General features: G+C 40.3%; 21 protein-coding genes. 4 read left to right on the top strand and 17 right to left on the bottom strand.

Features of this window, described 5'->3' with window-relative positions; all coding sequences use genetic code 11:
• Positions 1 to 22: 22 nt before the first annotated feature.
• The 10 genes from BAU16_RS04995 to BAU16_RS04950 all read right to left on the bottom strand — a co-directional run bounded on the left by BAU16_RS04995 (position 23) and on the right by BAU16_RS04950 (position 9,852).
• A complete protein-coding gene (locus BAU16_RS04995; RefSeq protein ID WP_161526599.1) occupies positions 23 to 1,450 on the bottom strand; it encodes a glycoside hydrolase family 1 protein in 1,428 nt (475 codons plus the stop codon).
• Between the two features lie 169 nt (positions 1,451 to 1,619).
• The gene (locus BAU16_RS04990) at positions 1,620 to 2,471 is read right to left on the bottom strand and encodes a helix-turn-helix domain-containing protein (protein ID WP_161526598.1); all 852 of its coding nucleotides are present in this window, start codon (positions 2,469 to 2,471) and stop codon (positions 1,620 to 1,622) included.
• 90 nt (positions 2,472 to 2,561) lie between these two features.
• On the bottom strand, positions 2,562 to 3,779 hold the full coding sequence (locus BAU16_RS04985) for a DUF1015 domain-containing protein (RefSeq protein WP_161526597.1): 1,218 nt from the start codon (positions 3,777 to 3,779) through the stop codon (positions 2,562 to 2,564).
• Positions 3,779 to 4,960, bottom strand: a complete 1,182-nt coding sequence (locus BAU16_RS04980; protein ID WP_161526596.1) for a phosphoglycerate dehydrogenase — start codon at positions 4,958 to 4,960, stop codon at positions 3,779 to 3,781. The genes BAU16_RS04985 and BAU16_RS04980 overlap by 1 nt, the downstream gene beginning before the upstream one ends.
• Positions 4,947 to 6,035, bottom strand: a complete 1,089-nt coding sequence (serC, locus tag BAU16_RS04975) for a 3-phosphoserine/phosphohydroxythreonine transaminase (RefSeq protein WP_161526595.1) — start codon at positions 6,033 to 6,035, stop codon at positions 4,947 to 4,949. The genes BAU16_RS04980 and serC overlap by 14 nt, the downstream gene beginning before the upstream one ends.
• A 174-nt stretch (positions 6,036 to 6,209) precedes the next feature.
• On the bottom strand, positions 6,210 to 6,512 hold the full coding sequence (locus BAU16_RS04970) for a hypothetical protein (RefSeq protein WP_048603777.1): 303 nt from the start codon (positions 6,510 to 6,512) through the stop codon (positions 6,210 to 6,212).
• A 14-nt stretch (positions 6,513 to 6,526) separates the two neighbouring features.
• A complete protein-coding gene (locus BAU16_RS04965; RefSeq protein WP_048603776.1) occupies positions 6,527 to 8,053 on the bottom strand; it encodes an ABC-F family ATP-binding cassette domain-containing protein in 1,527 nt (508 codons plus the stop codon).
• A gap of 296 nt (positions 8,054 to 8,349) precedes the next feature.
• Positions 8,350 to 8,649, bottom strand: coding sequence for a hypothetical protein (locus tag BAU16_RS04960; protein ID WP_161526594.1), 300 nt, complete (start codon positions 8,647 to 8,649; stop codon positions 8,350 to 8,352).
• 37 nt (positions 8,650 to 8,686) lie between these two features.
• Positions 8,687 to 9,259, bottom strand: coding sequence for a TMEM175 family protein (locus BAU16_RS04955; RefSeq protein ID WP_048603774.1), 573 nt, complete (start codon positions 9,257 to 9,259; stop codon positions 8,687 to 8,689).
• 89 nt (positions 9,260 to 9,348) lie between these two features.
• Complete coding sequence (locus BAU16_RS04950) at positions 9,349 to 9,852, bottom strand: GNAT family N-acetyltransferase (protein ID WP_161526593.1); 504 nt, start codon at positions 9,850 to 9,852, stop codon at positions 9,349 to 9,351.
• Positions 9,853 to 10,044: 192 nt separating this feature from the next.
• On the opposite strand from BAU16_RS04950, the gene BAU16_RS04945 reads away from it, so the two are divergent.
• Complete coding sequence (locus BAU16_RS04945; protein ID WP_048603772.1) at positions 10,045 to 10,572, top strand: VanZ family protein; 528 nt, start codon at positions 10,045 to 10,047, stop codon at positions 10,570 to 10,572.
• A gap of 146 nt (positions 10,573 to 10,718) precedes the next feature.
• Positions 10,719 to 11,129 carry an Ohr family peroxiredoxin gene (locus BAU16_RS04940; RefSeq protein WP_048603771.1) on the top strand — a complete coding sequence of 137 codons (411 nt, stop codon included), beginning with the start codon at positions 10,719 to 10,721 and terminating at the stop codon, positions 11,127 to 11,129.
• A gap of 101 nt (positions 11,130 to 11,230) precedes the next feature.
• On the opposite strand, the gene BAU16_RS04935 is transcribed toward BAU16_RS04940, so the two are convergent.
• From BAU16_RS04935 to BAU16_RS04910, 6 genes are all read right to left on the bottom strand, one after another.
• Entirely contained in the window at positions 11,231 to 11,485 is a 255-nt protein-coding gene (locus BAU16_RS04935) for a hypothetical protein (RefSeq protein ID WP_048603770.1), read from the bottom strand.
• Between the two features lie 156 nt (positions 11,486 to 11,641).
• Positions 11,642 to 12,508, bottom strand: coding sequence for an AraC family transcriptional regulator (locus BAU16_RS04930; protein ID WP_161526616.1), 867 nt, complete (start codon positions 12,506 to 12,508; stop codon positions 11,642 to 11,644).
• Positions 12,509 to 12,586: 78 nt separating this feature from the next.
• Positions 12,587 to 13,957, bottom strand: coding sequence for a gluconokinase (locus BAU16_RS04925; protein WP_137605520.1), 1,371 nt, complete (start codon positions 13,955 to 13,957; stop codon positions 12,587 to 12,589).
• Positions 13,958 to 14,036: 79 nt separating this feature from the next.
• Entirely contained in the window at positions 14,037 to 15,455 is a 1,419-nt protein-coding gene (locus BAU16_RS04920; protein WP_137605521.1) for a glycoside hydrolase family 1 protein, read from the bottom strand.
• 56 nt (positions 15,456 to 15,511) lie between these two features.
• Entirely contained in the window at positions 15,512 to 16,819 is a 1,308-nt protein-coding gene (locus BAU16_RS04915) for a PTS sugar transporter subunit IIC (protein WP_048603767.1), read from the bottom strand.
• A 240-nt stretch (positions 16,820 to 17,059) separates the two neighbouring features.
• Positions 17,060 to 17,752 (bottom strand): FadR/GntR family transcriptional regulator, encoded by a 693-nt coding sequence (locus tag BAU16_RS04910; RefSeq protein ID WP_082147256.1) that lies wholly within the window; start codon positions 17,750 to 17,752, stop codon positions 17,060 to 17,062.
• A gap of 382 nt (positions 17,753 to 18,134) precedes the next feature.
• Between BAU16_RS04910 and BAU16_RS04905 the strand changes: the two genes are divergently transcribed.
• Positions 18,135 to 18,617, top strand: a complete 483-nt coding sequence (locus BAU16_RS04905; RefSeq protein ID WP_137605522.1) for a DUF2975 domain-containing protein — start codon at positions 18,135 to 18,137, stop codon at positions 18,615 to 18,617.
• 9 nt (positions 18,618 to 18,626) lie between these two features.
• On the top strand, positions 18,627 to 18,842 hold the full coding sequence (locus BAU16_RS04900; RefSeq protein WP_048603764.1) for a helix-turn-helix domain-containing protein: 216 nt from the start codon (positions 18,627 to 18,629) through the stop codon (positions 18,840 to 18,842).
• A 45-nt stretch (positions 18,843 to 18,887) separates the two neighbouring features.
• Here BAU16_RS04900 and celB read toward each other — a convergent pair whose 3' ends face one another.
• On the bottom strand, positions 18,888 to 20,144 hold the full coding sequence (gene celB / locus BAU16_RS04895) for a PTS cellobiose transporter subunit IIC (RefSeq protein ID WP_371851515.1): 1,257 nt from the start codon (positions 20,142 to 20,144) through the stop codon (positions 18,888 to 18,890).
• Positions 20,145 to 20,324: the final 180 nt, after the last annotated feature.

Genomic DNA, 20,324 nt, shown 5'->3' with positions numbered 1-20,324 from the left:
TCTCTCTCTTTCTTTCTAAGATCTATTCAAAGACATAGGTGCCATTTGATGCAATGACTTTTTGATAAAAATTAAAACTATCTTTCTTATATCGATTATGGGTTCCTTCATTCACATCATTTTGATCCACATAGATAACGCCGTAGCGTTTACTTATTTTTCCTTCACTAACGCTTGGCAAATCAATGATGCCCCAAATTAAATACCCCATCAGATCAACGCCATCTTCCTCAATAGCTAAAAGCATATTTTTAAGATGCTCCTTTAAATAATCAATACGATAGGAATCTGAAATTTTTCCATTCTTAAACTCATCTTGAACACCCAAACCGTTTTCAACAATAAACAGCGGTTTTTTGTAACGTTCATAAAGCTGATTTAGGGTGATTCGCAACCCTAATGGATCGATTTGCCAAACGCTCTGACTTTTTGGTAAATATGGATTTCGCAAGGTCGTATAGCCATTTGTCGCCGTTCGATCGATTCCCGCTTCATTTTCTGCAGTACAAGCACTTGAATAATAGCTGAATGAAACAAAATCGACGGTATTCTCTTTCAAAATTTCATTGTCTTGATCCGTAGTTACTAAGGAAATATTTTTTTCCTTTAGATAATTTTTGAAAAAGTGGGGATATTCGCCGAAGACCTGAACGTCAGAAAACATGAGGTTCTCCCGATCTTGTTTCAACGCCGCAAATACATCTTTGGGATTGCAAGTATAAGCATAGGTCTTTCCAGCTGCCAGCATCGCACCAAATTCCATTTCAGGATTGATTTTCTTCCCTAATTGGACAGTCAGCGCATTGGCCAACAATTGATGATGCCCCGCTTGAAACTGAATGGACAGATTATCCTTCTTTTCTTCAAACAGTACTCCACCGCCAATGTAAGGAATATGCAAGACCATATTCATTTCATTAAAAGGAATCCAATATTTCACTCGTTTCGAAAATCTTGTCATGACTGCCTTCGCATAATTTAAAAAGAGCCTAATAACCTCTCGATTTTCCCACCCATTATATTTTTCCACAAGAGTGATTGGGATTTCAAAATGACTCAATGTCACGATGGGTTCAATCTTTGCTTCTTCTAATTTCGTCAGCAGATCGTCGTAAAACTGTAAGCCTTCTTCGTTGGGTTCTTCCTCTTCCCCAGTTGGAAAAATTCTTGACCAAGAGATAGAAAAACGAAAACTATTAACACCTAGTTCCTTCAGTAGTTCGATATCATCTTCGTAATGCTGAAAAAAACCGTTTCCAAATCTGCTTGGATAAATATCTTTCGTTGTTGAATGCAACAATGATTCTGAATCATTCTTATATACTGCTTTTAAACGGCGATCGTCCAACGGTAAAAAATCAAAATTTGACGGTAACCGTCCCTTTTCTAAATAAGCGCCTTCACTTTGGGCAGCAGAGATTGCGCCTCCCCATAAAAACCGATTTCTCATATAAAAACACTCCTCTTTGTTCCTCAAATTATTTTCTTTGCTATCGATTACATTGGCATTATAAAACATCGGGGATCGCTTTCACTCCCCAAGAATTGCTTTTTTATTCTCAAATATTGCGCTAAAAAAACAAGCTTCTTTTATCCAACTGAAGCTTGTCCCTTGATCTTTATAATTTCATCTTGTTTCGATAATCCAACGGCGGCATTTTCATTGTCTTTTTAAATAGACGATAAAATGTTTTATCACTTTCAAAACCGGTTTCGGAAATAATTTCAGAAACTGGATAATCACTGTTGATTAGCAACCATTTTGCTTTATCAATTCGATAATCATTTAGAAACGTCAAAAAAGTTTTCCCTGTATTTTTTTTAAAAAATTTGGTGAAATAAAAGGTGCTATATCCAGAAATATCTGCGATTTTTTGCAGTGAAATCGGCTCCTTATAGTATTTCTCCACGTAACGAAAAATACCATCCAGCCGCTCCAACACCTCTTCATTATTTGTTGGATTTATTTTCTTTGCCTTTCTTTCTTTTTTAGGGATTTCTCTTATCAAAATGGTGATCAAGCGATAAATAGCGGCTTTTACTGCAAATTGATAGCCCGGTTCAGAAGTGCTCATCTCTTTATCGATTGATTCCAACAACTTTTGAATTTCGGTTTCTGTTTGTTTGGACCAATCCGTGCTCACCGGTTGCAATTTTGAAAATATTTCCATTACATCAATATTTTCTTTATTTAAAGCAGTAAAGTAAGACAAATCAAATTGGTAAACCTGCCGCTCGCTTCCAGGAGAAGCCAAAACATAGTGGATCACCCCGCTACTGATAAACGCGATTTCTCCCTGCGATAATTTATAGGGTACATCATCCACCCCTAAAGAAATTTTTCCTTTAGTGACATAGATTAATTCAATTTCTCTGTGCCAATGAGGAGTCGTTAGAATATTCCCGTCGTTGACCAACGTTCGAAACGGAAAATCCTTATTCAAATTTGGCATCTCCAAATATATCGCCATCGTAATCTCCTTCTCGTTTATTTCTAAGGATAGCAAATTATCGACAAAACAAAAACCAGCTAAACTGGTTTTTGTTTCAAACGATTCTATTCATCGCGTCTCCAATTCATGTAAAAACAAGCCGCTTAATAATTTTGGTTCGAACCATGTGGACTTTGGCGGCATAATTTCATTGGCATCTGCCACAGCCAATAAATCTTTCATCGCAGTGGGATAAAGAGAAAAAGCCAAATTCCACTCCTCCTGTTTAACTAAGCGTTCCAATTCCTCACTGCCACGAATGCCTCCAATAAAATCGATGCGGGGATCGGTACGAACATCCTGAATCCCAAAAATATTTTCAAAGACGTAGGTTTGCAACAAAGAAACATCTAAACTTTCGACTACGGAAGCTGGGATTTTTTCAGGCTTGATGGCTAGACGATACCATTCACTCTCCCAAAATAGTTGAAATTCTCCCGGTTTCTCCGGTTTTACTTTTTCGCTTTTTTCAACGACAAAATTTTCTTGAAGCTGTGAAAGAAAATCATCTGGGATGGTTACCTTCAATACCCGATTGTACTCCCAGATTGCCAGTTGATCATCCGGAAAAATAATCGATAAAAAAATATCACTTTCTAGGCTGCTGCCCTTTTTTTCTTTTCCAACTTTAACTGCCGACTCTGTCCGATGATGCCCATCAGCGATATAAAGTGCTGGCACATCTGCAAACAGCCCCACCAATTCGTCGATGGTTTTCTGATCATCCATTAACCAAACTGTATGAGTTACCTCATGGAAGCTAGTAAAGTCATAAAGAGGCGCATGAGCAGCTTGCCACTGATCAATGATCGATTGAATAGCGGTTTCTTTGCGGTAGCTTAAAAAAATCGGACTGGTATTGGCGTCACAGGCTTCAATATGACGAATGCGGTCCAGTTCTTTTTCTGGTCGGGTATATTCATGTTTTTTGATTTTTTTTGCCAAATAATCTTCAATTGACGTGCAGACCACCAATCCTGTTTGACTACGGGTCCCCATGGTTAATTGATAAAGATAAAAGACAGGCTGTTCTTCTTTTATCAACCAGTTTTTTCTTCGAAAGTCGGCAAAATTTTCGGCTGCTTTTTGATAAACTTGCTCGTCATAGGGGTCAATGGTTTCCGGCAAATCAATTTCAGCTTTGTCGATATGAAAAAAACTGTAGGGATTCTCGGCAGCTAATTGCTCTGCCTCTTGACTGTTGACCACGTCATATGGCAATGCCGCAACTTTTTCTGCTAATTCAGCAGGCGGACGAACGCCGCGAAAGGGGCGAATTTGAACCATCAGTATCCTCCTTCCGGTTGTTTAATAACACGAACCCGCAAAATATCCGGATTTTCCCGTAATTTTCCAGCAACCTTTTCTGCTTTTTCTGGATTCGTTTCTTGAATATCGATCAGGGTATAGGCATAATCTTCCTGTCCACGGTTGACCATGTTATCAATATTGATACCCATTTCAGCAATCGTCGAAGAAATTTGACCAAGCATATTCGGTACATTGCGATTGATCACCGTTATCCGATAGGGAGATTGAAACGCCATTTCCACTGAAGGAAAATTCACTGAGCGTTTGATTGTTCCGGTTTCTAAAAATCGTTTCAATGTTCGAGCTGCCATTTTGGCACAGTTGACCTCGGCTTCTTCTGTTGAGGCACCTAAATGGGGCAGTACCAAAACTTTTTTATGATTCAATAATTTTTCATCGGCAAAATCTGTCGTAAAACCGGCAAGCTCACCTGCATCCAACGCTGTCAAAACAGCCGTGGTATCCACGATTTCTCCTCTAGAAAAATTAAACAGTTTAGCAGTAGGCTTCATTTGTGCCAGTTCTGCCGTGCTGATCAGATGATGGGTATTTTCCATCAAAGGTACATGAAGCGTGATAAAATCACAATTTTTGAAAATCTCGGACAAATCTGCCGCCCGTTTGACCCGTCTGGAAATGCTCCATGCTGTATCAACCGAAACGTAAGGATCGTAGCCCATGACTTCCATTCCTAAACGATAGGCATCGTTGGCAACCATCGCACCGATTGCCCCCAAGCCAATGATTCCTAATCGCTTTCCTTCCAATTCCGTACCGGCAAACTGACTTTTTTGTGCTTCGGCCTGTTCTTCAACATTTGGACCGGATAACGTTTGGACCCACTGAGCCCCTTGCAAAATAGGGCGCACGGAAAGCAGTAAGCTGGCAATCACCAATTCCTTGACTGCGTTGGCATTGGCACCGGGTGTATTAAATACCACGATTCCTTGCTGTGTGCAACGATCAACAGGAATGTTATTGGTGCCGGCTCCGGCTCTTGCAACGCTCACTACCGACTCAGGAAAGGCATAGTCGTGAAGTTTTTGACTGCGTAAAATAATTCCATCCGGATTTTCACTTTCGTTAATCAAATAATTTTCGTCAAAACGGCTCATACCTTCTGGGGCAATCGCATTAAATGTTTTAATCTGGAACATTGGCTTGTCTCCCTTCAAATTCTTTCATGCACTCAATCAACTTCAATACACCTGCTTCAGGAAAAGCATTGTATAAACTTGCCCGCATTCCCCCAACGGAACGGTGTCCTTTCAAATTGATCAAACCAGCTTCTTCTGCAAATCGAACAAACTGTTGATCCAAATCAGTGTTCCCCGTCACAAAAGGAATATTTGTGATCGAACGGCTCTCTTTTTCAACTGGACTAGAAAAGAGGGCTGAGTGTTCAATGGCTTCATAAAGAAGGGCTGCTTTTTTACGATCTGCTTCTAAAATTGCTAGTACGCCCCCTTTTTCCTTCAACCACTCAAAAACTAGCTTGGCAATATAGATACTATAGGTTGGTGGTGTATTATACAACGAGGCGTTATCTGCCTGTAATTTGTAATCCAGCATGGGGGCAAACACCTTTTGCTCCAACAAATCTTCCCGAACGATCACCACGGTCAAACCGGCTGGGCCAATATTTTTTTGCGCTCCCGCATAAATCAGTCCAAAATCTTCTACATTGTAGTCATTCGCCAAAATATTTGAAGACATATCTGCTACAATTGGAACTTTTCCAGCATTTGGAATTGTTTGATAAGCTGTTCCGGCAATCGTATTGTTGGTGGTAATATGCAAATAGGCTGCACGCTGATCGATTTGATCGATTGTTATTTCAGGAATGTAGCTGAAATTTCGATCTTCGCTGGAAGCGATGACTTCCACATCAACCTTTTCAATTGCTTTTGCGGCAGCGATTGCTTTTTTTGACCACACACCGGTATTGACATACAGGGCTTTTTTTCCTTGCGCAAGATTTAACGGTACCATTGTAAATTGCAGACTAGCGCCCCCTTGTAAAAATAAAACACGATAATTAGCAGGAATCGCCATCAATTCCCGTAAATTTTTTTCGGCAGTTTTAATAATCTGATCAAATAAGGAGGAACGATGACTCAACTCCATCACAGACATCCCGCTCATTTGATAATCTAGAAATTCGGATTGCGCTTTTGCCAGCACTTCTTTGGGTAATACGGCTGGGCCGGCTGAAAAGTTATAAATCGTCATACACTTCTGCTCCTTTTTAAAAATATTTTAAAAACCATTGTAGCAGATACCACCCTCAGACAAAAGCATAAACCGCAAAATGTTTTGTGAATTTTTTGACTATTCTGATTAAAATAACAAATATTTTTTGAAATACACACAAAAAAAGAACAGGAAAAAATCCCTGTTCGTTGTTTATTCTTTTGGTGGTAATTGAAACCCGTCAAAGGTCTCTCCATCGTAATATTTTAAAAGTTGGTCATAAGAAAGCAAAGAGGAGGTCATTTCTTCCGTTGGATTTTCTGCTTCTTGCATTTTTTTAGCCTCTAGATAGGCTTGATAGCCTTCTGCCAATTGCCGATACATCGCCTGTCGGGAAGTTCCTTCTCCATTGATCAGAGGTAACTCCCGTAAAAAACCGCGATAAACGGGTACATCATTTTCGATTTCAATCGGTAGTTCCACGACCGTCAAATTAACTTCTTCAAAAATATCCATCCCTTCATTTCCTCCTATTCTTCTCCCAGATTAATCACACGATCCACAAAAGGTTCATAAAATCCCTGCTCATGCGAAACAACAATTACGGTTCCCGCAAAGTTTTGAAAACTTTGTTGCAGATTTTCCTTCGTTTCTTGATCGATATGATTCGTCGGTTCATCCAAAATCAAAAAATTACTTTCCTTCATCGTCATTTGCGCAAATTTGACCTTGGCCTGTTCGCCACCACTCAATAAACGCAACGGTTCCTGTGCCAACTGATTGGCTAAGCCCGCCCGCGATAATTGCCGCCGCAATTCCTTTACTGTCGCTTTTGGAAACAGGTCGCTTAAATAATGCAGCGGAGTTTCCAAGGGGTTTTCCCAAAGAAGTTCCTGAGAAAAATAATTGAGCGTCGTATTTTCAGGAAAATGAAAAGTTCCGGATAAAGGCGTTCGTTCCCCCATCAATGTTTTTAACAAGGTTGATTTCCCGATCCCGTTGAAACCACGAATCGCAACTTTTTCTCCATAGCGAATCGTCAAATTGATTGGTGACAACAATGGGCGATCATAGCCGATCACTAATTGATCTGTTTCCAGTGCAAAGGTCGTGACAATCTCCCGATATGGAAAGACGATATGCGGTTTTGCCGTCCCTGTCGGTGGAGTCAAGCGCTCCACTTTATCCAGTTGTTTTTGCCGACTTTTTGCTATCGTAGAACGGGAACCGGCTTTGTATTTTCGAATGTAGGCTTCTGTTTTTTCAATCTGCCTTTTTTGGACGGCGTATTGCCGCAAATAAGATTCTCGATTGACTTCTTTTTGCTTCAATGCTTGGGTCAAATTACCCGTATATTTCGTTAATTTTCCAAACTCAATATCGGCAATGTGGGTCGTGATTTCATTCAAAAATTGCCGATCATGGGAAATCACTAAAAATGTGCCAGTGAATTCCTGTAAAAATTGCGTCAACCATTGAACATGGGTATCATCCAAATGGTTGGTGGGTTCATCCAAAACCAGCATCTCAGGCTTTTCCAGCAATAATTTTGCCAAAATTACTTTTGAACGTTGACCCCCACTAAGATTTTTCAGCAAAGTATCCAGTCCAAGCACATCGAGCCCTAATCCGGTCGCCATTTCTTGGATCAAGGTTTCCATTTGATAAAATTCTCCTTGATCCAATTCCGTTTGCAGACGTCCGGCTTTTTCCAATAATTGATCCTGCAATGTTTCTGCATATTCCGTGTATAAGGCTGTAATTTTTTGTTCCTTATCCAGATCTTCTTGAAAAGCGGTTTTTAAAAAGGCAAAGATTGTCAATTCCTCATCCACCCGAACATACTGATCCAAATAACCGATCTTACTGTTTTTCGGATAGTCTACTCGTCCATCATCTGGCAAAATCTCACCGGTGATGATTTTGATCAAGGTACTTTTTCCTGCACCGTTTTGTCCAATCAAGCCCACGTGTTCGCCACGGTTAATCTGTAAATTTAATTGTTCATACAATACTTTGTCCCCAAATTGTTGGGTGATATTTGTTAATTGCAGCATTTTTTTCACTTCCTTTATAAATTAAAAAGGCTGTAGACAACATCGTCTACAGCCAACTATGCCATCGAGACCATCTTTTAGCCATGCCAAAAAAGCCTGTCTATTAGACGGTTTCGATGAAGAATGAGCCTATGCTCAATAGTATCGCTTCTAACAATGCTTCATCTAGTTCATTTGTCAGAAGCTGTGTCTCTAATAAATTTTAAATAATAGTTGAAAATCATCACTCTCAGCCTTTCCTAAGCGCTACAAAGTGTACCATCATAGGAAACAAATGTCAAAATTGATCCCTTATCTTACAGTTGTTCATCCGTGTCAATTTCTGCACGATACTCTGCATTGCCATAGCAAAGGCGGGTGGAAATCGTTGCTTCTTGATCTTCCGAGTATAATTCCTTCGTAAAAGGAAAGACAACTTCTTTTCCGGTCAATGACGCCGCTGGAGATAATCGAAAATAAAGGGAAGGTTTGCTTTTTGCCAACTGATCATTTAGCTGTTCCATGACTTCCGCCACGATTTCTTTTTCTGCTTTTGGATTTTTTGCTGCCTTTTTATAATCCGCTAAAAATACTGCCTGTCCTCCAAATAATTCCATTTTCTTCGCCTCCTAAATAGGTTAAAAATACTTTCACTCAATGGATTTTTTCAACTTTTTTTTCAGGGATAAACCACAGCAACAGCATCACGCCATTTACCACCAGTACACTGACAGGATGAATCAACCAACCAGCTAAAAGAGCCACGACATTCAATCCCAGCGTGATATACATTTTTGAATAGTTCGCAAATAATCGTCCCACTGGTGAATCTTTGCCATTGACCCGAACCAAGGTTAACCCAACGACCAAATAGGCAAGATCCGTTCCCAAAAGAATCAGTCCATACAATAATTGCGGTGCCAACGAGGTGGGGTGATCTCCTACCCAAGCTGTGGCAAAAGGGAACAAGGTCATCATCAAAATCAATAAATTATTCGCCCACAAGACCCAACCATCCACGCGACGAACGATATGAAACATGTGGTGATGGTTATTCCAGTAAATCGCCAGTGAAATGAAACTCATCAGATAAATCACGAATTGATGCCATGTTCCTTCAAAAGCAGCCCAAGTGTCACCTTCCGGGGTATGCAGTTCCAAAACTAAAATCGTCATTACAATGGCAATCACTGCATCCGTAAAGGCTTCGATCCGTGTTTTCGGCATGACTTTTTTCCTCCAATTTAAATAAGTAGTGAAGGTATTATCGTACGTTTTAGAGACTTTCGTCAATTGATTTGTCTCTTCCTTCTCCTTTAGTGAAGTGCCAGTCCGCCCGTAACATTTTTTAAGCTACCCGGTATCAGTTCTCTCCCCAAAACAAATTGGTCGGGAACTTCGCTGTGGTTTTCTAAACCGAACATTTTTACCTGTTGAAAACCGTGTCGTGCATAGTATTCAGAATTTCCTACTAGAAAAACTGCCTGCTTTTCTAATTGGACCGCTTGATCCAGTGCTGTTGCCAATAATTTTCCACCAATGCCTTGGTTGCGATAGGCAAAAGCCACACACAAAGGCGCTAACAATAACCCACTGACATCTCCTTGGTCAACTGACTGCTCTGTCAGCATGACATGCCCGATCAATTCTCCATTTTCTTCTGCGACAAATTCCAACTCTGGAAGAAATGTATCCCGTTGTCGCAATTCTGTAACGAAATCTTGTTCCTTCCCATCAGAAACTTGTGCGGTTTTAAACGCTTGCTTTACCAATGCATAAATTTCCGGATAATCCTCCGTGGTCGCTTGCCGAATCATCATTTTTCTTCATTCCTCTTTTCTGATTCCAGTATACCAGATTCTGCAGAATTTCTCGTTTTTCAACTGGAGGTTCTGACTTCCATCGCTTTCCACAGACTTTGTTTTTTTCTTATAATTTTTTTCATTCGTTGACTTGCCTTCTGCCTTCCAGTACAGTCGTATACAACCCTTGGAATGATTGGAGGTTTTCTTATGAAAACAACTACCTGGAGCAAAATTTTCGTCGTAGGTTATCTGCTTGTTTTGATTTGGATTTTATTATTTAAATTCTCTCTTTCTTTTGAAAGTCTTCTTCAGGAATCGGATATCCTGAAACGCAACATCAACTTGATTCCTTTTGGTCAGTCAACGATTATCAATGGACAAGTAGATTTTAAAGAAGCCATCTATAACGGAGTGATTTTTCTTCCCTTTGGCGTTTTTTTGGGAATTGCGTTCAAAAAACATTTTTTTGCCAACAGCCTTTTTCTTTTGCTGTTCAGCGTGAGCATCGAGGGCTTGCAGTACTTGCTGGCCTTGGGGGCAACTGATATTACCGATGTAATTATGAATACCGGTGGCGGGATTGCGGGTCTATTGCTGTACCAGCTACTCCACAAAATTTTTCCTGAGAAAAAATTGGATACATTACTGTTGTCACTAGGAACGATTATGCTGCTGCTTTCCCTTTCCTTCATCCTGTTTATGCTTCTCAGCGGAAGAGTTCGTTATTCGGTGTAGCACTAAAAATGAACAGATGGAATAAAAATGAGACCTCCAGCTTGTTGGAGGTCTTTTCTTCAATGGTCTTGCTAGGCATATAATTTCAAGTAAGGGCGGTTTTCCCGTATAATAATTCTGTAATCAAATAAGAGAGGATGATTTAAATGGTTAAAAAATTATCAGTAGCAACAGTGGTCAATGAAGGCGGACGCGAAGGCGAAAGCAAATCCGTTACAGGTTACCTGAACGTTAAAACAACAATGACTAAAAAAGAAGGATACACCAATCCTGAAGAATTGTTCGCTGCTGGCTTCTCTGCTTGCTTCAACGGCGCTATGTCCTTCCCATTGGAACGTGACGGCTTAGGCGACAAATCCCGCAGTGTTCGGGCAGAAGTAAGCTTGCTTGGTGACATGAGCGATACAACCAGCCTGCATATCGCAGTAAATATTATTGGACATATCGATGGCCTTTCAAAAGAAGACATCGAAAAATATATGGAAGAAACATCTCACATCTGCCCTTATTCAAAAGCAGTTGATGGCAATATCGATGTCACTTACCAAGCAGAATAAACACCAGATACAACGCAAAAAAGCAGCTCGCGCTGCTTTTTTTGTATTTATATGGAAAATTTTTTCGACTAGTTTAAAAAATCAGAAAGTCAAACCCTCGTCTACTTCATACCAACTTTTCCAGCTTCTGCCAAATATTGTTCTACTTGCGGTTGGTAGCCATGAGCTTTTAAGAAATCTATGATCTCTTGCAGTTCATTTGCTGCAAATGCCGTTTTTTGACAATACACAACATTTCGAAAAGGGAACCCCTTTTTTCGTGTTTGATAGACATAACAAAGTTCGCTTGCTACTTCGATAGGAACGACTTTCTCACAGTTCCCCTCCACAAGCGCAAAAAGCGTCTGCCAATCCAATTTCTACACTTCCTTTTTCATCAATTAGAGATGATTATAGTCGAAGCAGAGAGAAAAGACCAGCAACTTCTTCTTAGTTAAGAAATTATTTAGAATCCTCTCTTCTGCTCATCACTCGTGTAAAAAAAGTGGGTTACTTTTTTCGAAATCAGCAGCTTACTCCGCCGTTTTTTTGACCGCCACCCAAATTTCACTGTAGGTATTTTCCCGCGGGTCACCATACCGGGTAAAAGAAATTCCCGGTGCTTCGATCAACTCATAGCCTGAAGACGGCAACCATTCACTGTAGATTGCGGCCCAGGTTCCTTGCAGGGTTTCTGGAAAAGGTCCTTGATTTGGAAAAATAGCCCATGTCAATGAAGGAACAGCCAACTGTTCCAAATCTTCATAAGGATTTTCTTTCGAAGTAGCAAAGCCGATAAATTGTGTTAACTCGCCTTTTTCCTGCAACCAGCCTTCGTCAAAATCATAGGATACTTGCAGGACCTGTTGTGGATACAAATCTCCTAAGCTGTGCATCTCTTCCCGTTGTTGGGGCGTGATACTTTGTGCCAACTCAGCAATTGCCGGATTTTCTCCTTCAAATTGGATAGGCACGCGTTTACTGACCCCAACCAAATGAAAAGCGTCTTTTTGTTCAATTTTAAATTCCATTGATGTTCCTCCTTTTATTGTGAGAGCAAAGGTAAATTTAGGAAATGATTTTTGAATCGCATTTTTCGCTACAGCAGACGGTGAAAACCCGCTCCATTCTTTAAAGGCGCGGGAAAAACCTTCCACCGATTGGTACCCGAACGTAAAAGCAACCTCTGTCACGGAACTTCCAGTCACCAACGCTTGATTCGCCAGTGATAGACGTCGATTTTTGATGTACTCATTTAGCGGCATGCCAGCCAGATAAGCAAACATACGGCGAAACTGATAGGCAGAAACAGCGGCTCGTTTCGCAATTTCTTCATCATTGATCGTATCTGTCAACTGTTCATCAATATAATTCATGACCTGATTAAATGCATGGATCATCATTTCTCACCTCTCGTCCCTTACTTTACGCAAAAAAAGGCATTCGGACTTGATAATCGGCAGTCGCCTTTCATCAATTCACTCAAAATATGTGGGATAAATCTGCTCGTACTGCTGTTTTGCTGCCTCATCACCACTGATTTTTTTCATTTTAGCAGGTTTGACTTCTTCTGGGTAGAGCAAATAATACAGCCCAAAAATCGGCTCGTTTGCATCGGCTAGCCAGCAATCTGCCGCTAAAATTTCCGCGGTGAGCTGTTGTAAAATCTCCGTCTTGAAAAATCCGCCGCTGATGGAAAGCTTTGTTCCGATACCGACTGTTTTGGCTAGAAGTTTGAGATTCATCAGTGTTCCCTCAATGATTCCCCGTAAAATATCCGCTTTCGTGTGATGAATGGACAGATATTTCAATTCTGCAGTTTGGTCGTTCCGCCAATAAGGCGCTCGTTCGCCATTAATATAGGGATGGAATCGTATCCCATTTCCACCAATCGGCGATTCTTGGATCATCGTCAATTGTTCCAGAAGTTTTTCATCAGCAAACAATTGATTTTTTGCCCACTCCAGCACACACCCACCGTTATTTGAAGGCGCGCCGACCACATAAAATTCCTCATTTAGGTAATAACAAAAATTTTGCTTTTCACTATCAACGTAAGGTGTTTGCGTGATTCTTCGGATTGCGGCGCTGGTACCGATCGTCAAACTGTCGGGAATCCCAGTAGTCAAATAACTGGCATACGCAGCGAGACAACCATCACTGGCGCCGGCAAGCACCTTGATGTTTTTTGGCAGCGCTAATTCTTTGGCAAGAGAGCTCAAAATCGGAAACGTCTCTGTGGGTTCAACGACTTTTGCTAATTGCTTCTCAGTGATTCCCAAATAATGGAGAATTTCTTGGTCCCAGACCAACTCTTGGCTGTGAAAAAGTCCCGTTGCCGATGCGGTCGAACGATCGATCAAAAATTCTCCGACAAATTGTTGCAGCACTAATTCCTTTAAACCGTAATAAACTGTTTCAGGTGGATACTCTCCTGTTTCTTGAAAATGCAAAATTTTCGCAAATGGTGACATTGCATGAATCGGCGTTCCAGTCTTTTGATAAAAACGTTTGGCTTCCGGTGTTTCTCGAAAGGCTTCAATCGTTTCCTCCCCCTGATTGTCTGACCAGATAAATATGCGATCATAGGTCTCTTCAACGACAGGCAAGCAACTGTGCATAGCTGTGCTAAAGCCGATATACTGCAATTCTTTTCGTAATGAGTGAGGAATTACCCGAACCCCGTCAGCAATACCTGCCAGAATTTCTTCTGCCTTTTGATATTTTTGCTTGTCTTCATAATAAGTTGTTACAGGTACACTGGTTTTAAACAGCAGTTTTCCCTGTTCAATCACACCAAATTTGATGGCGGTCGTCCCAACGTCGATCCCCAAAAATAAATTTTTCATCTTCTCGCATCCTTTTCTCGCAACATTCACCTAAAAAAGGGCAGGGCACCGATCATCGATCCAGCCCCGCCCTTCATGACTATCTATTGAATTGTTCGTCTGGCGTTTCCAATACCCGTTCATCTATCAGAGAACGATACCAGTAAGCCGATTTTTTCAATGAACGTGTCCGTTCTTCATTTAATTCGATTCGTACCAAGCCATAGCGATTCTTGAAGGCATTCATCGGTGAAACACAATCAGTAAAGGCCCAAAGCATGTAGCCTTCACAATTGGCACCCTCAGCAACTGCTTGGAGCAAGTAACGTAAGTGTTGACCAATGAAATCAACCCGATAGCTGTCATTAACGACACCTTGATCATCTTGATAGGCTTCTTCATTTTCACGTCCCATGCCGTTTTCAGTAACCAGCCAAGGAATATTGCCATAATTATTTTTCAGGTACATTGCCATATCGTACATGATTTTTGGATAAATTTCCCAACCGCGGGAATTGTTCATTTGTTTTCCTGGCAAATCAAAGACTTCGTAAAACATTTCCGGATGAAACGGTGTTTGTTCGTTCCATTGGTATCGGGGAGCCTTAACCCGTTTTGGATAATATTGGTTCACTCCTAAAAAATCTACCGTATTGGCTTTGATGATGGCTAATTCTTCTGGTGTAGCATCAAAAGAAATATCGTATTGTTCGCAAAGCGCCAATAATTCTTGTGGATATTCCCCTTTTACCATCGGATCAAAATACACACGGTTAAAGAATAAATCATACATTGCAGCTGCTTTTAAATCTTCTGCTGAATTTGAACGAGGATAAACCATTTCCGGATTCAAGACACAACCGATTCGACCGCCATAATTTCCTTCATGGTAGGCAGCAATCGCTTTGGCTGTTGCTAAAACTTTATGATAGTTCCAAAGCATCCATTTTTTCGTGTTTTGCTCATGAGGCCAGCGAACGGCATCCAAATAGCAACGTGTTTGCACAACGATTGGTTCATTGAAAGTAAACCAGTGTTTTACCCGGTCACCATAACGTTCAAACGCGATTTTTGCGTATTCTGTATATAATTCAACCACTTTTTTGGAAGACCAGCCGTCGTATTTTTCCATCAGATAGGTCGGCACTTCATAATGCTCTAAGCAAAGCATCGGTTCTACTCCCGCTTCAATCAACGCATCCACCACATCACTGATATGTTGCGCATAGTCTTCGTCCACTACTAAATTGTCATAATCGGTGAAAAAACGCGACCAGTTGATGGATGTCCGATAATGAGTCAAATGGATTTCTTTCATTAAATCGACATCTTCTTGGTACTGTTCCATAAAATTCGTGGCAACTGCTGGACCATATCCATTATGCCAAACGAAGGATTCTTCTTTGTACCAACTATCTAAAAAGGAATCTTGTCCTTCTTTTTTTCCTTTCCAGCCTTCTGTTTGCCATGCTGACGATGCAGCACCGATAATAAAATCTTTAGGAATTTGGGTTTTCATTATTTTCTCCTTTTCATAAATCAACTTTTCTTAAACAAAGGGTTCTTGTCGTTTTATTAAGCCACTTCATTGCGGGTCCGGTTCATTACTTTTACAAATGGCAAGTAGATCAAAATGGAGACCGCGATACAAACGATTTGAGTGATAACTGCGCCGATGTCTCCGGCTGTTGCTAAATACGCATTAACGATTGGTGGCATTGGCCATGGAACCATCACAACTGCTTTTGCCGCAAACCCAAGAGTGGTTGCAACATAGCCGATTGTACCGGTAACCAACGGTGTCAAGATAAAAGGAATCGCAAGAATTGGGTTCAACATGATTGGCATACCGAAAATCACTGGTTCATTAATATTAAAGATTCCGGGTGCTAAAGATAATTTTGTGATTTGGCGCATATCTTCTCGTTTGCCCACCAATAAAATGGCAATCAACAAACCAATTGTAACACCAGATCCACCCATACTCATATACATATCCCAAAACGGCATTGTAATAATGTTAGGAATTTCTTTTCCAGCTTCAAACGCTTCTGTATTAACCGCAATTGCAGCCAACAACAAAGGTTCGCGAATTGGTTTGATCATTTGATTTCCGTGAATCCCGATAACCCAGAAAACTTGGGAAATAAACATCAACAATAGAATACCTGGTAAGCCTTGAACAACACCTTCCAGTGGACGTTGCACAACGTTGTAAATAATATCATAAGCATACAAGCCAGTGATTGCTTTGATAGCAAATCCGGCTGTTGCAATAATGGTAACGGTTAAAATAGTTGGAAACAAAGCAGAAAAACTAGATGCTACGTTGGTTGGTACCGTATCCGGCATTTTTAACTGCAATTTTTCTTGGCGACCTAACCAGCAGTACAGTTCAATAGAAATAATGGCAACAAACATTCCTAGGAATAATCCTTTTGTATCCGTGTATTGTTTTGCCAAAACATTTTCTGCAATAACTGCTTTGTCATCACTTAAAAATTCAAAGACCGTTGGATTCACCGACAGATAAGACATGACTGCGATGATTCCTGGAAAAATTCCTTTGACATTGTTTAACTTGGCTAATTCGATCCCAATCAAAAATACTGCGTAGATCGTCAAAAAGCTTAAGGTGACATAACTGATGGCTGAAGAAATCGGTTTCAATTCCGCTAAGAAACCTAATCCGTTGATCTGTGCCAATCCATTTTCATTGTCAAAAACCATCGCTGAAAACAACGTACCAAACGCCCCAGTGATGATTACTGGAATCAAGGCTGCAAAAGCATTCTTGATGACTTTGATATAGCGTAGGTTATTGATTTTCATTGCGACACTACCTAAAACATTTGCTAATTTATCCATGAAACTTGTTCCCATTTACTTTTCCTCCTTTTGACCTAAACAACATCCATTTTCCGAAAAGTTCTCCTAGTTGAGAATTTTTCTACAGCGCTTACAACTTGTTTTGCAAAAAAAAGAATGAAATAAGTGCAAGAGGACTGCGTTGTCACCAACAAGCGAATCTTCACGAGATTTCTTTTTACAAAGACAAGTCATCTGATGTATTCATTCTAAAATACATCAGATGACTTGTCAATATTTTTGTTGTAATCGGTCTCATTTTTTTTGATGGACGATGGCTTTCAGTTCTTTACGGTTATTCGCCATGTGGATAGTCATGGCATCCAGCGCTGCAATCTCATCGCGATTTTCAATTGCTTCGGTGATATCCTTGTGCATGTCGATCGTTTCGATCTTCAAATGCTTGATATTGTAATTTTTATTGAACAGCCCAATGGATTCATTAATGATTGGAATAATATGAAACAGTGCTACGTTGCCGCTTGCCGCCGCAATCGTCGTGTGAAAATCAATGTCCAGTGTGACGTGACGAGAATCATTTTTATAAAAAGAATCCTCAATTTCCACCCGCAGACGATTCAGTTTATCGATTTGTTCCTGTGTTGCGTATTTAGCTGCCAACGCTGCCATTTTCGGCTCCAGCAAATACCGCAATTCAAACAAATCCTGAATCATTTTGTCTTGGTCCTTCACCAGCGAAAAACCTAGCGGATCATTGGCGATTCCCCGTTTATCACTGATAAATGTTCCTGCTCCTTGGCGAACTTCCAGCACATTACGAGAAGTTAGCGCTCGTACTGCTTCCCGCAAGGTACTGCGGCCAACGTCCAGCTGTTGGGACAATTCGTACTCATTCGGTAGCTTCATGCCAATTTCCAACTCATTTTTCGTGATGTAGTCTAAAATTTTATCGGTGGTCCGTTCCACCAATGTCTGATTTTCCATGATACTACTCCTTTCATTAATCATCTGATGTATTTAACTATAATCGGTCCATGTACAAAACACAATCAGCAGATGACTTTAGAAAATAAGACAACCAACAATGGCCGCTTTATTTCTACAAAAATTTCTTTACGACACTTGCCAATAATTGGAAATCTTGTTTCATTGAAGCATCTCTTTATACACCAAGCAGTCCTCTTCCTTCAACTCTTCTTTCATAATACAAAAGAAAATTTGCAATTTCCAATGTTTCTCGCAATGTCTTCTGAAAAAATGCAGATATTTTTTCTTTAGAAAAAAACAAACTGTTAAACGAATAATTTTTATTGATATTCGATAAATATCATGCTACACTTTTTTTATTCTTTAAGAAAGTGAGTAGTAAATGATGAAAACAAAAACCTTATTTCTAAAAGCATCTTTACTTTTTATCAGTTTGTTGGTTTTACTTTTTAGTTTGTTTATCTTTCCAAAATTCCCTCACGCGATGCAGCAGGAATATCCGCGAATCACTTATGAGAACTGGGCCTTTATTGGTGGACTTTATCTCTCGGAGCTCTGTTTCTATTTTGCTGTTTTTCAAGCCTTTCGCGTACTGCGGCAGGTGGATCACAATCAAGCTTTCTCCCAAGAAACGCTACTGGCCGTCACCCGTTTAAAACAGGGATTGTTTGGCATGGGAGGCAGTTATCTGACCTTTTTGCCGTTTCTCTATGTAATGGCAGATGTGGAAGATGCTCCAGGACTGATTTTTGTCGGCTTAGGAGTGATTGCCGTTCCCTTTATCGCGGCCGTCTTTGTGGCGATTTTACAAAAACTGCTGGAAAATGTTCTTTTGATAAAAACAGAAAATGAATTGACAATTTGAGGTGAGAAAATGGCAATAATCGTAAACATTGATGTCATGCTGGCAAAACGCAAAATGTCTGTTACCGAATTGACCGAAAAAGTCGGAATCACAATGGCTAATCTTTCGATTTTAAAAAACGGAAAAGCCAAGGCGATTCGCTTCTCCACCTTAGAAAAAATTTGCGAGGCTTTGGATTGCCAACCGGGAGACATTTTAGCCTTTCAGTCCGATCAGGAAAATTAAATCGACAAAAAAACTGGTCGCCTTTTCGGAGCGACCAGTTTTTCTTTAATTTTCTGGATTTGGTTGACGATCCAAAGCCTTCATGAATGGGAACCAGATTACTGCCACGATCACAAAGTCGATAACTTGCAGTAGTCCTCCCAACCAAGAATTCGTAGCTAAAATTCCGCTAGCGATAATCGGTACCGTCCATGGCACAGACACACCGGTTGGCGCTGGAACAATTCCGGCGGCCATCACTAAGTAGTTCAACGTTGTAACAACTAATGGTGCAAGCACCCAAGGAATCAAAATTGTTGCGTTCAAAACGATTGGCAGACCAAAGATTACGGGTTCGTTCACATTGAATAGACCAGGTCCTAAAGCCAAACGACCAATATCTTTGTATTGTTTTTTCTTCATGAAGAAAACCAGGATAACAACAACGGCCAAGGTCATACCAGAACCGCCAAGACCTACCGTGAAGGTTTCCATAAATGGTTTCGTAATGATATGAGGTAATTTTTCTCCTGCTTTATAAGCATCCAAATTGTCCAACATCAACGTGTTCCAAATAGGGTCCATCACTGAATTGACAATGATTTGTCCATGTAAACCAAAGAACCATAAGAATTGAACAAAGAACAAAGCAATCAAGGTTGCCGGCAAACTGCTGCCTAAACCAGTTAAAGGTTTTTGAATCACGTCATAAATCACATCATGCAAGTTGACATCAAACACACCAGTTACGATTGCATTGATGAATAAGAACACACTTAACGTAATGATTGCTGGAATCAATGCAGCAAATGATTTGGTTACTGCTGGTGGTACACCATCAGGCATTTTGATTTGCCAGCCGCGTTTTGTCACACGACAATAAATTTCTCCTGCTAAAAAGGCTGCGATCATACCGATAAACATCCCTTTTGCACCTAGGCGATCCAAGCTCAGCACATTGCTGACTGTTTCGCCGCCTTCAGTTACGGTAAAGAATGGTGTTAAAATCAAAAAGCTGGCAAAGGAGACAGCTCCACCAAAAATACCTTCTACATCATAAGATTTAGATAAATAATAGCCAATACCAAATGTTACAAACACGGTCATGATACTCATTGTGGCATTTTGTCCACTACCAAACAATGTTCCCAAGGTTCCTTTTGTGTCATCGCTGAAAAATGGCAAGTTATTAATAACGACAACAATTGATCCAAACATTGTTAACGGAAACGCTAACATAAATGCGTCACGTAAAACCGTCAGATACCGATTTTGTCCCAGCCAATTCGCAAGGGGCATAATCTTTTCACTGATTTTATCCATCATAAAAATCATTCCTCATTCCTTTTTAGTAATCGATTACAAAACCTATCTTAGCACGACTCTTCAAATAAGTCTATACTTTATTTGAAAAAGTATATTTCTATAACTGTCGTTAACTAGCCTACACAACGAATTTGCAGAATAGTCGAGCTACCTTCTGTTTTCTTATGGATTTACATT

The sequence above is a fragment of the Enterococcus sp. JM9B genome (genome assembly GCF_009933265.1).
In the GTDB taxonomy this organism is placed as follows: domain Bacteria; phylum Bacillota; class Bacilli; order Lactobacillales; family Enterococcaceae; genus Enterococcus_C; species Enterococcus_C songbeiensis.
This window is presented reverse-complemented; position numbering and strand designations above follow the sequence as displayed.